The following is an 11,616-nucleotide window of genomic DNA, read 5'->3' as shown; positions in this document are numbered from 1 at the left end:
CCGTCGGCCCCGTCGTCAGCCGACCCTGATCGGGCCGCGGGGGCGCAGGCCCCGGCAGGCGTCGTTGTAGTGGTCCAGCAGCAGCTGGGCCTCGGCGTTCGCCTGTGCGAAGCGGACCCGCGGTTCCACGTCGGTGACCAGCACGTCGTGCATGGCGGTGGTCAGGATGTCCTGGATCCCGGCGAACTCCCCGAGCAGCGCGCCCCGGGCGGCCGGCGAACCGGAGTTGGCGGCGAGCTGGTCCAGCGCCGTGCGGAAGTGCGGGTTGCGCTCGAACCAGCCCTCCTGCTCCAGCAGGTCGATCGCACCGCCGGTGACCGGGATGAAGCCGGTCTCCCGGTGCCGCTCGGCGGCGGTGCGCGGAGTGTTCAGGTACTGCATGAAGGCCAGGGCGCCGTCCTCGGTCTCCCGGTCCAGGCCGGCGGCCAGCCAGAGCGCGTCGCCGCCGATCACGTTGCCCGCGTAGGGCACCCGGTCGTTGTACGGCATCCGGCAGGCCCGGACGACGAAGCCGCCGTCCAGGCCGGCCTGGGCCATCCGGGCCGCCTCGACCGAGGTGGTGAGCACGAAGGCGACCTCCTGTCCGGCGAAGGCGCGGAAGTTGCCGTCCCAGTCGACCTCGGTGTTCACCCGGCTCGGGTGGTAGCGGTACAGGCCCGCCCGGTGCAGCCCCCGCCACCACTCGACGTAGGCGAGCATCGCGTCCGAGTCGAGGTACAGCGTCTCCGCGCGACCGGAGCGGCCGTTGTCGTGGTCGGCCAGCAGCGCCCCCTGCTGGGCCACCGACTGCTGGAACCACCAGCCGTGGTTGGGCCAGGTGATCGCGTGGGCCGGCCCGTCGGGGAGCGCGGCGACGGCCCGGCAGGCGGCCTCGATCCCGGCCCAGGTCTGCGGGACCTCGGTGATCCCGGCCCGCTCCAGCAGGGTGGTGTTGGCGTAGAGCAGCGTGGTCGAGGTGAGCGGCGGCATGGCCGCCACGGCGCCGTCGTGGGTGTAGTAGTGCCGCGCGGCGGGCGCCACGTCGCCGAGCACGACCGGCTCGCCGAGGATCTCGGTGCGGCCCGCGATCGCCCGCTCGACCGAGGTGAACAGCGGCGACCCGTCGGGCCGTCGGGCGTCGAGGGCGTCCCGGGTCGACGTGTAGAAGTACTGCGCGATGGTCGGCGCGCCGCCCTGCTGGACGGCGTCGTGGACCGTCTGCGGCACCGACAGCCAGTCGGCGCCGCTGACCCTGATCCGGTACTCGGGGTGGTTGGCCGTGAACTTCTCCGCCAACTCCCTGGTCCGGTCGAGAAAGTACGGCATGAACGGGTAGAGCGGCACCACGATGTCGATGTCGATTCGCTTGCTCATTCCGGAGTCCCTCCTGCGCAGGCCTGGCAAATCCAGATGCTCATGCTCCGGGGGCGGCGGACCGCGGGCATCTCCGCTCGTGCTGAGTCCGGGCCGTGCGGGCGGCGCGGGCCGCCCGGGTCCGCAAGCGGCGCACGTCGGGAGAAGCCACCGCCGCTCCCGGGCTGTCAGTCTCGATCCGTCCGGTGAACTGGCAGCAAGGAGAGGCGTCTGATGGCCGAAGCCCGGGAAACCACCGCCGGAAGTGCGCGCGGAACTCGCCCGCTGACCGGGGCGGAGTACATCGAGAGCCTGCGCGACGACCGGGAGATCTACCTCTACGGCGATCGGGTCAAGGACGTCACCGCCCACCCGGCGTTCCACAATCCGGTCCGGATGACCGCACGGCTCTACGACGCCCTGCACGACCCCCGGCACCGGCCCGTGCTGACCGCGCCGGTCGACAGCGGCGGTGAGGGCTACACCCACCGCTTCTTCACCACCCCGCGCAGCGCGGAGGACCTGGTCGGCGACCAGCAGGCGATCGCCGCCTGGGCGCGGATGAGCTACGGCTGGATGGGCCGCAGCCCCGACTACAAGGCCTCCTTCCTCGGCACCCTGGGCGCCAACGCGGACTTCTACGAGCCGTTCGCGGACAACGCCCGGCGCTGGTACGCCGAGTCGCAGGAGAAGGTGCTGTACTGGAACCACGCGATCGTGCACCCGCCGGTCGACCGGTCCCTGCCGCCGGACCAGGTGAAGGACGTCTTCATCCACGCCGAGCGGGAGACCGACGCCGGCCTGGTGGTGTCCGGCGCGAAGGTGGTCGCCACCGGCTCCGCGCTGACGCACTACAACTTCATCGCGCACTACGGCCTGCCGATCAAGGACCGCACCTTCGCGCTGGTGGCCACCGTGCCGATGAACGCGCCGGGGATGAAGCTGATCTGCCGCCCGTCCTACACCGCGACGGCCGCGGCGATGGGCAGCCCGTTCGACCACCCGCTCTCCTCCCGGCTGGACGAGAACGACACCATCCTGGTGCTCGACAAGGTGCTCATCCCGTGGGAGAACGTCTTCGTCTACGGGCAGCCGGAGAAGATCCGGATGTTCACCGGCCAGTCCGGCTTCATCGAGCGGTTCACCTTCCACGGCTGCACCCGGCTCGCGGTGAAGCTGGAGTTCATCGCCGGCCTGCTGGCCAAGGCCCTGGACATCACCGGCACCGGGGACTTCCGCGGGGTGCAGAGCCGGCTCGGCGAGGTGCTGGCCTGGCGCAACCTGTTCTGGGGGCTGTCCGACGCGGCCGCCCGCAACCCGGTCGCCTGGCGCAACGGCGCGGTGCTGCCCAACTCCCAGTACGGCCTGGCCTACCGGTGGTTCATGCAGACGGGCTATCCGCGGATCAGGGAGATCGTCCTCCAGGACGTGGCCAGCGGGCTGATCTACGTCAACTCCAGTGCCAAGGACTTCGACAATCCGGAGATCCGGCCCTACCTGGACCGGTTCCTGCGCGGCTCCGGCGGCGTGGACGCGGTCGAGCGGGTCAAGGTGATGAAACTGCTCTGGGACGCCGTCGGCAGCGAGTTCGGCGGCCGCCACGAGCTCTACGAGCGCAACTACGCGGGCAGTCACGAGAACACCCGGATCGAACTGCTCTTCGCCCAGCTCGCCAACGGCCAGCTGGACTCCTACAAGGGCCTGGTCGACGAGTGCCTGGCGGAGTACGACCTGAACGGATGGACGGTACCCGATCTGTCCTCCTTCGCCGACCTGAGCGACTCCGTCCACGGGCTGCTCGACAGCTGATCCGGGCACCGACAACCAATCGACGATGATCGGAGGGCATGGTGGCTTCCCCTTCCCTTCAGGGGCATTTCACGCAACAGGCGCTCAGGACACCGGACGCGATCGCCGTGTCGTCCGGCGAAGTACGGCTCAGCTACCGCGAGTTGGACGAGCGGGCGAACCGGCTGGCGCACCGGCTGGGCGAACTCGGCGTGCGCGCCGAGTCGCCGGTCGCGGTGCTGATGGAGCGGTCGGCGGACCTGGTGGTGGCGATCCTGGCCGTGCTCAAGGCCGGCGGGTGCTACCTCCCGCTGCACAGCTCCTACCCGCTGCCGCGCAAGCAGTGGATCGTGGACCACTGCGCGGCGCCGGTGCTGCTGACCGACGAGGCGATGAGCCGGCAGGGCCTGCCGGAAGGCGCCGAGGTGGTCGTCGTCGAGGGCGAGAAGGGCCTCGCGGGCTACCCCGCGACGGACCCGGCCGTCCCCACCGGCCCGGACGCCCTCGCCTACGTGATCCACACCTCGGGCTCCACCGGGGTGCCGAAGGGCGTCGCGATCGCCCACCGGGACGCGCTCGGCCTGGCCCTGGACTCGATCTGGGCGGACGGCCGGCACGAGCGGGTGCTGATGGTGGCGCCGTACGCCTTCAACGTCTCCACGTACGAGTTCTGGGTGCCGCTGCTGCACGGCGGGCGGATCGTGGTGGCCCCGCCGGGCGACCTCGACGTGCACGCCCTGCGCCGGCTGATCGCCGAGGAGCGGATCACCGGCATCCATCTGACCGCCGGACTGTTCCGGGTGCTGGCCGAGGAGGACCCGGGCTGCCTCGCCGGTGTGCGCGAGGTGCTCACCGGCGGCGACGTCATCGCCCCCTCGGCCGTCCAGCGGGTGCTGGAGCACAACCCCGCCCTGGTGGTGCGGGCGATGTACGGCGCCACCGAGGCGACGCTGTTCAGCACCAGCGCGCCGATGACCGCCCCCTACCTCGCCACGGGCCCGGTGGGCGTCGGCCGGCCGATGGACGGCGTCCGGCTGCACGTCCTGGACGCCGGGCTGCGGCCCGTGCCGGTCGGCGGGGTGGGCGAGCTCCACATCGCCGGACGCGGCCTGGCCCGCGGCTACTTCAACCGGCCCGATCTGACGGCCGAGCGCTTCGTGGCCAACCCCTTCGACGCGCCGGGCGAACGGATGTACCGCACCGGGGACCTGGTCCGGGTCGACCGGGACGGCCTGCTGGAGTACCTCGGCCGGGCCAACGACCAGCTCAAGGTGATGGGCTTCCGGGTGGAGCCCGCCGAGGTGGAGGCGGCACTGGCGCGCCATCCCGGCCTGGCCCATGTCGCCGTCGTGGCACGGGAGTCGGAGTCCGGGGAGAAGCGCCTGGTGGCGTACTACGTCCCGGAGTCCGACGGGATCGAGGCGGGTGCGCTGCGGGCGCACGCGGTGGAGCAGCTGCCGGCGTACATGGTGCCGACGGCCTTCGTGAGCGTGCCGGCCCTCCCGCTGACCCCCAACGGCAAGCTGGACCGGCGGGCGCTGCCCGAGCCGGTGACCGGCTCGACCCGCCGGGCGCCGGCGACCGAGCGGCAGCGGCAGCTGTGCGCCCTGTTCGCCGAGGTGCTGGAGGTGCCGGAGATCGGGGTCGACGACAGCTTCTTCGAGCTCGGCGGCCAGTCCCTGGCCGCGATGCGGCTGGTCAGCCGGATCCGGGCCGAGCTGAAGATCCCGCTCACCGTCACCCAGTTCTTCGACGTTCCCTCGGTGGCGGCCCTGGAGGGCCTGCTGGACCGGCCGGAAGGAGAGCGGGAATGAGCAGCCCCTTCGACGCCGACGACGGCGAGTTCACGGTCCTGGTCAACGCGCGCGGCCAGTTCTCGCTCTGGCCGGCCGACGCCTCGGTACCGGCGGGCTGGACGCCCGAGCACGGGCCGTCCGACCGGACCGCCGCCCTCGCCTACGTGAACGAGCACTGGACGGATCTGGGGCCGAACGGCCTCACCGGGCGCCCCCCTGGGCAGCCCGACGACTGACGAGGAGTCCGGAACATGAGCCTCGACGCGGGTCAGGAGACCTTCGGCGGCATGCTCGTCGACCACATCACCTGCTACGTCGCCGACTTGGCGGTCACCACCGAGTGGCTGGTCCGCGGGTACGGCCTGGAAGTGTACGCGAGCTCGCCCCCGCAGGCGCGGGAGCTGAGCTCGGTGGCGCTGGGCGCCAACGGGATCCGGCTGCTGCTCAGCCGGCCGGTGGTGGGCGACCACCCGGGAGCGGCCTACGTCGAGAAGCACGGCGACGGGGTGGCCGACATCGCGCTGCGCGTCCCGGACGCCCGGGCGGCCTTCGCCACGGCGGTGCGCCGCGGCGCCCGGCCGGTGTCGGCGCCGGTCGCGCACGGCGACGTGGTCACCGCCACGATCATGGGCGTCGGCGACATCGCCCACACCTTCGTCGAGCGCCCGGCGGGCGGCGACGAGCGGCTGCTGCCCGGGCTGACGCCGGCCGACGCCGGCCCGGCCGGGCCGGACTGCGGCCTGCGGGAGGTCGACCACTTCGCGATCTGCGTCGAGCCGGGGCAGATGGACACGACGGTGGCCTTCTACCGCGAGGTCCTCGACTTCGAACCGATCTTCACGGAGCGGATCGAGGTCAACGGCCAGGTGATGATCACCAACGTGGTGCAGGGCGGCACGGTCACCTTCACCCTGATCACCCCCGACCCGTCCGAGGTCTCCGGCCACCTGGACTCCTTCCTGAAGGACCACGGCGGTCCGGGCGTGCAGCACATCGCCTTCACCACGGACGACATCGTGCGCTCGGTCGACGCGATCGCCGCCCGGGGCGTGGAGTTCCTGGGCACCCCCCCGGCGTACTACCGGCTGCTGCCGGACCGGCTCACCCCGCTGCGGCACTCGGTGGCGGAGCTGGAGCGGCTGAACCTGCTGATCGACCAGGACCACGACGGGCAGCTGTTCCAGATCTTCGCCAAGTCCGTGCACCCCCGCAACACCCTCTTCCTGGAGGTCATCGAGCGGATGGGCGCCCGCTCCTTCGGCAGCGGCAACATCAAGGCGCTCTACCAGGCCATCGAGCACCAGCAGGGCAGGGGTACCGGCGATGACGCGTGACACGATCCCCGACGAGCGCTTCCGGACCGCGGTCGAGCGGCTGCGGGTGCCGGGCATGGGAACGGAGGTGGTGGCGCCGCTGCTCTCCCAGCTGATCCACCTGGTCCGGCCCCACCGGGTGCTGGAGGTCGGCATGGGCTACACCACCCCGTTCCTGGCGAAGGCCCTGGCCGAGGCCGAGGAACTCGCCGGGGCCGAGGCCGCCGCACTGGTCCGCAAGACCCTGCCGTACCTCGCGGACGACCGGGAGCTGGACGAGGCGTGGATCGACAGCGAGCCGGCGCTGCTGCTGCCGGGCGGCTACCGCGAGCCGTACCGGCCGCGGTTCGTGGCGGTCGACGACCTCTCGGACGCCGGCTCCTCGGCCCCGCTGGTGACGGAGGTGCTGGGCGAGCTCGGCCTCGCCGAGCGCGTCACCGTCGTCAACTCCGACATGCGCGGCGCCGTCGGACGCCTCCCCGAGGAGTTCCGGCCGATCGACTTCGCCTGGGTCGACGCCTGGGACTGCCTCTACTTCTTCGAGAACTTCTGGGAGTTGATCGATCCGGACGGCGGGATCGTGGTCATGCACTACCTGATGACCTACCCCGAGGGCGAGGCGATCCTGGAGTACATCGCCGACACCCAGCGGATGGCCCCCGGCGAGTTCGAGATGCTCAACCTGCTGGAGAGCCGCAAGCTGCGGCAGAACAGCATGACCGTGCTGCGCCGCACCGGCGGCAGCCGGCCCCGGCAGTACTCCGACACCGGTCAGCGCCCCCGCCTCGGCGGCCGGGTGCGTTCCGACGCCGCCGCGCTGGCCAGGTCGTTGGAGGCCCCGGGCACGGTCTGAAACCGGCCCGGACCGCGCGCGCAATCTGGAAGATGGCGGCCTCCGGCCGCCTGGCTAGATTGATTCACATCCACTGCGAGCCTTGCGAACAGAGGGGAACCACCGGCATGAGCACACTCTCCGAGGACCCGAACAGCGTCAAGTTCGTCTACTGGGACAACCTCACCTACGCGCCGTCGGGATCGCGTTCGCCGGAGGAGTGGGACCCGGTGCTCGGGGCCCGCCTCTACGAGACCTACCTCGACCACTGCGTCGAGGCCGAGCGCCTCGGCTACGCCGGCCTCAGCCTGCCGGAGCACTTCGGCCCGTCGTCGATCTCCCCGCACCCGAACGTCATGCTGGCCGCGATCGCCGCGCGGACGACCCGGGCCCGGCTGGTCTCCGGGGTGAACCTGGCCCTGCTGCACCACCCCCTGCACCTCGCCGAGCAGTTCAACATGATCGACGTGCTCTCCGGCGGCCGGCTGGAGATCGGCCTCGGCCGGCGCGGCGACCGGGCGGCCTTCGAGCACAACGCCGACCTCATCGACGGCGCCGTCAACCGGATCGACCACCCGGTGGCGAAGGACGACCTGACCCCCGCGTACACCGCCTTCCTCCAGGACGCCGAGGTCGCGAAGGTCACCGTCTGGCCGCGGCCGGTCCAGCCGAGCGTGCCGCTGTGGGTGGCGGCGGAGACGGACGAGTCCCTCGCCATGGCGGCCCGCCGCGGCTGGAACGTCTTCACCGGGCTGAACCTCGACCCGGCGGCCGGCGGCATGTCGAAGATCAGCGTGGAGGAGATGGTCGCCCGCCTGCACCGCTACCTGGAGGTCGGCAAGGAGCACGGGCACGAGCTCTCCATGGCGAACGTCGCGGCGAGCTGCTTCACCGTGGTCGCCGACACCGACCGCGAGGCCGCGGAGCTCGTCCGCGACGGCTTCGTCTCGCACATCGAGACCGCCGGCGGGGTGCTGGCGCGGATGGCCGGTGCCGACCCCGCCGACAGCCCGCTGTCCTCGCTGGCGAAGGAGGGCGACACCGGCGTGCAGGGCGTGTTCGAGGCCCCCGCGGAGTCCTACCTCCGCAACCCCTTCGCCCTGGTCGGATCGGTCGAGACGGTCCGGGCCAAGCTGGAGGCGCTGACGTCCGCCGGCTTCCGTCGCTTCGTGCTGCTCTGCGGCGGTGTCGGCACCACGCACGAGGTCGCCTGGCAGTCGGCCAGGGCCATGGCCGAGGACGTCGCCCCCGAACTGTTCGCGGCCACGTCCGGCTCCGGCGCGGTGGCCGGCTAGCCGGACCTCCCCGCCCGGGGGCCGCGCCGCCGGGGCGGGGCGCGGCCCCCGGGCCCGCCCAGGCCCCCCGGGACCCGACCGCCGGCGCCGCGCGCGCCCGGCCCGTGGAAGGACGAACGAGTATGACCGACAGGACCGTTGATCCGACCGGGCCGGTGGTGATCAGGCCCGGGGACCCGCGGTACGAGAACCTCGTCCAGGGATACAACCACCGCTTCGTCGGACAGCCCGACCAGGTGCACGTGGTGACCGGCACCGAGGAGGTGGTGGCGGCCGTCGACGAGGCGGTGGCGACCGGCCGGCGGATCGCGGTCCGCAGCGGCGGGCACTGCTTCGAGGACTTCACCGCCTCCCCCGACGTCCGGGTCCTGGTGGACGTGTCCCAGCTGAACGGCATCTCCTACGACCCCGACCGGCGCGCGATCGAGGTCGGCTCCGGCGCCCTGCTCGGGGACGTCTACCGGACCCTCTTCAAGCGCTGGGGCGTGACGGTCCCGGCCGGCACCTGCCTGGACGTCGGCGTCGGCGGCCACTTCACGGCCGGCGGCTACGGCCACCTCTCGCGCCGCGACGGCCTGGTCGTCGACCACCTCCACGCCGTCGAGGTGGTGGTCGTCGACGAGTCCGGCCGGGCCCGCGCCGTGGTGGCGAGCGCCGACCCCGAGGACCCGCACCACGACCTCTGGTGGGCCCACACCGGCGGTGGCGGCGGCAACTTCGGCGTGGTGACCAGGTTCTGGCTGCGCACCCCGGGGGCCGACTCGGCCGACCCGGCCCTGCTGCTCCCCCGGGCTCCGGCCCGGGTCTGGAAGCGGACGGTCATGTGGCCCTGGGAGGGCATGACCGAGGAGGCCCTCGCCACCCTGCTGCGCAACTACTGCACCTGGTACGAGGAGCACGACGACGCCGACGCGCCGGCGGCCGGCCTGTGGAGCAACCTGATCGTCACCCACCGGAACTCCGGGGCCTTCGGGATGGTCGTGGTGATCGACCACGAGGGGCCGGACGCCGAGAAGGTGCTGGCCGAGCACTTCGACGCGGTCAGCGCCGGGGTCGGGGTGGAACCGTCGGTGCACGTCACCGAGGTCGTGCCCTGGCTGAGCTCCTGGCTGCCCTCGTACAGCTTCCCGAACGACCCCAAGGGGCGCTACAAGGACAAGGCCGCCTACCTGCGCAAGGGTTTCACCGACCACCAGCTCGGGGTGGTCTGGCGCTACCTGAGCGATCCGGAGCACATCAACCCGATGTCGTGCCTGGTGGTCGCCGGCTTCGGCGGCAGGGTCAACACCGTCGCCCCCGACGCCACCGCCACGGCCCAGCGGGACTCGATCCTCAAGGTCCTCTACAGCGGCGGCTTCTGGCTGTCCGCGGACCAGGACGAGGCCTGCATCTCCTGGGTCCGGGAGTTCTACCGCGAGGTCCACGCCGGGACCGGCGGCGTCCCCGTCCCCGACGGGTTCACCGACGGCGCCTACATCGGCTACCCCGACCGCGACCTGGCCGACCCCGCCCTCAACACCTCGGGGGTGCCCTGGTCGGTGCTCTACTACGGCGGCAACTACCCGCGCCTGCAGCGGGTCAAGCGGGCGTACGACCCCCGGAACGTGTTCCGCCACGCACTCTCGATCGAACCAACCGACGCACAGCCGGACTTGCTGGAGGTTCAGGATGCTTGAGAACAAGGTCGTCGTGGTCTCGGGGGTCGGCCCCGGCCTGGGCCGGGCCATCGCCCTGCGCGCCGCGCAGTCGGGGGCGGACGTGGTGCTCGCCGCCCGGACCGCCTCCCGGCTCGCCGAGATCGCCGCGGAGGTCGAGCGCACCGGGCGCCGGGCACTGGCCGTACCGACCGACATCACCGACGACGAGTCGGCCGCCGCCCTGGTCAAGACCGCGACGGAGGCCTTCGGCCGGATCGACGCCCTGGTCAACAACGCCTTCGCGGTGCCCCCGCTGGTCGACCTCGGCGAGGTCGAATTCGCGGACGTGCGCGCCGGGTTCGAGACCAACGTCTACGCCGCGCTGCGGCTCACCCGGCTGTTCGCCCCCGCCCTGGCCGAGAACCGGGGCTCGGTCGTCATGATCAACTCCGCGGTGATCCGGCACTCCAAGCGGCTGTTCGGCGCCTACAAGATGAGCAAGGCCGCCCTGCTGTCGCTGGCCCAGAGCCTGGCCACCGAGCTCGGCCCGCAGGGCATCCGGGTGAACACCGTCGCCCCCGGCTACATCTGGGCGGACGCCCTGCGCGAGGGCTTCGGCCACTGGGCCGCGCAGCGCGGCGTCACCGTGCAGGACATCTACGACGAGATCGCGGCCACCCTCGACCTCGGCCGGCTCCCCGAGCCCGACGAGATCGCCGACGCCGTGCTGTTCCTGATGTCCCCGCTCTCCCGCGCCGTCACCGGCCACTGCCTGGACGCCAACGCCGGCGAGTACCACCACTGAACCACCCGGACCCAACGGAAGTCGAGGATCAGCGGTGACACGGAACACGAAGCCGTCCGGGGCCCTGGCCGCCGGACCGGAACGCACGAGACCCGGCACCGGAGCGGGCGCGACCGCACCGAGCTGGTGGCAGAGCCCATGGGTGACGGCCCTGGCCGTCCTCGTGGTCTTCAATCTGGTGTACGCCTTCCCCCGGTACCTGAGCGGCGGCCCGGGCCAGGCCAGGATCCCCCTGGACCCGTCCTTCCCGGCGCACTACGCCGTCCTGGTGGGGCACGTCGTCTTCGGCAACATCTCGATGGTGACGGTCTTCCTCCAGGTCCTGCCCTGGATACGCCGCAACCACCCGGCGGTGCACCGGATCAGCGGCCGGGTGTACATCTTCGCCGGGGCCCTGCCCGGCGGCCTGCTGGCCCTGGTGCTGCTGCCCTACTCCACCGCCCCGAGCGGAAAGATCGGCCTGGCCATGATGGGCGGGCTCTGGCTGCTCACCACCGTGCTCGGGCTGCGGGCCGCCCTGCAGCGCCGGTTCGTCGACCACCGGCGCTGGATGGTCTACAGCTTCGCGATGGCCCTCGGCACGAGTTGGGGCCGGGTCGTGGTGGAGCTGATGGGGTACATCCCCGGCTTCAAGCTCGACCTCCCGGTACTCCTGGAGGTGGCCAACTGGGCCGGCTGGGTGGTCAATCTGCTGGTCGCCCACTGGTGGCTGGAGCGGACCGGACCCCGGGCCGCCCAGCTGGTGCGCTGACGGTTCCTCCCCGCGCGGGCGGGGCGTGGGTATACCCGGCGCGCGCCCGGGGTATGAGTGGATAAAC

General features: G+C 72.1%; 10 protein-coding genes. 9 read left to right on the top strand and 1 reads right to left on the bottom strand.

What is annotated here, in order from left to right; translation table 11 throughout:
* Nucleotides 1-15 precede the first annotated feature (15 nt).
* A complete protein-coding gene (locus tag ACFVHV_RS41430) occupies nucleotides 16-1,353 on the bottom strand; it encodes an extracellular solute-binding protein (protein WP_359915354.1) in 1,338 nt (445 codons plus the stop codon).
* 213 nt (nucleotides 1,354-1,566) lie between these two features.
* Here ACFVHV_RS41430 and ACFVHV_RS41425 point away from each other — a divergent pair, with 213 nt between their 5' ends.
* The 9 genes from ACFVHV_RS41425 (at nucleotide 1,567) to ACFVHV_RS41385 (ending at nucleotide 11,549) form a co-directional block, all read left to right on the top strand.
* Entirely contained in the window at nucleotides 1,567-3,141 is a 1,575-nt protein-coding gene (locus ACFVHV_RS41425; protein ID WP_380358724.1) for a 4-hydroxyphenylacetate 3-hydroxylase family protein, read from the top strand.
* A gap of 38 nt (nucleotides 3,142-3,179) precedes the next feature.
* Complete coding sequence (locus tag ACFVHV_RS41420) at nucleotides 3,180-4,934, top strand: non-ribosomal peptide synthetase (protein WP_359915351.1); 1,755 nt, start codon at nucleotides 3,180-3,182, stop codon at nucleotides 4,932-4,934.
* Nucleotides 4,931-5,152, top strand: a complete 222-nt coding sequence (locus ACFVHV_RS41415) for an MbtH family protein (protein WP_359915349.1) — start codon at nucleotides 4,931-4,933, stop codon at nucleotides 5,150-5,152. Before ACFVHV_RS41420 ends, ACFVHV_RS41415 begins: the two co-directional genes overlap by 4 nt.
* Before the next feature lie 15 nt (nucleotides 5,153-5,167).
* On the top strand, nucleotides 5,168-6,250 hold the full coding sequence (gene hppD / locus ACFVHV_RS41410; RefSeq protein WP_359915347.1) for a 4-hydroxyphenylpyruvate dioxygenase: 1,083 nt from the start codon (nucleotides 5,168-5,170) through the stop codon (nucleotides 6,248-6,250).
* Entirely contained in the window at nucleotides 6,240-7,082 is an 843-nt protein-coding gene (locus tag ACFVHV_RS41405; RefSeq protein WP_359915346.1) for a hypothetical protein, read from the top strand. Before hppD ends, ACFVHV_RS41405 begins: the two co-directional genes overlap by 11 nt.
* A gap of 107 nt (nucleotides 7,083-7,189) precedes the next feature.
* The gene (locus tag ACFVHV_RS41400; RefSeq protein WP_359915345.1) at nucleotides 7,190-8,356 is read left to right on the top strand and encodes an LLM class flavin-dependent oxidoreductase; all 1,167 of its coding nucleotides are present in this window, start codon (nucleotides 7,190-7,192) and stop codon (nucleotides 8,354-8,356) included.
* Between the two features lie 122 nt (nucleotides 8,357-8,478).
* Nucleotides 8,479-10,032 carry an FAD-binding oxidoreductase gene (locus ACFVHV_RS41395; protein ID WP_359915588.1) on the top strand — a complete coding sequence of 518 codons (1,554 nt, stop codon included), beginning with the start codon at nucleotides 8,479-8,481 and terminating at the stop codon, nucleotides 10,030-10,032.
* Nucleotides 10,025-10,798 carry an SDR family oxidoreductase gene (locus tag ACFVHV_RS41390; RefSeq protein WP_359915586.1) on the top strand — a complete coding sequence of 258 codons (774 nt, stop codon included), beginning with the start codon at nucleotides 10,025-10,027 and terminating at the stop codon, nucleotides 10,796-10,798. Before ACFVHV_RS41395 ends, ACFVHV_RS41390 begins: the two co-directional genes overlap by 8 nt.
* A gap of 34 nt (nucleotides 10,799-10,832) precedes the next feature.
* Nucleotides 10,833-11,549 carry a DUF2306 domain-containing protein gene (locus ACFVHV_RS41385; protein WP_359915584.1) on the top strand — a complete coding sequence of 239 codons (717 nt, stop codon included), beginning with the start codon at nucleotides 10,833-10,835 and terminating at the stop codon, nucleotides 11,547-11,549.
* Nucleotides 11,550-11,616: the final 67 nt, after the last annotated feature.

The sequence above is a fragment of the Kitasatospora sp. NPDC127116 genome, from assembly GCF_042677365.1.
Lineage (GTDB): Bacteria > Actinomycetota > Actinomycetes > Streptomycetales > Streptomycetaceae > Kitasatospora > Kitasatospora lactacystinica.
Note: the sequence above shows the minus strand (reverse complement) of the source record. Positions and strands in the feature narration are given on the sequence as shown.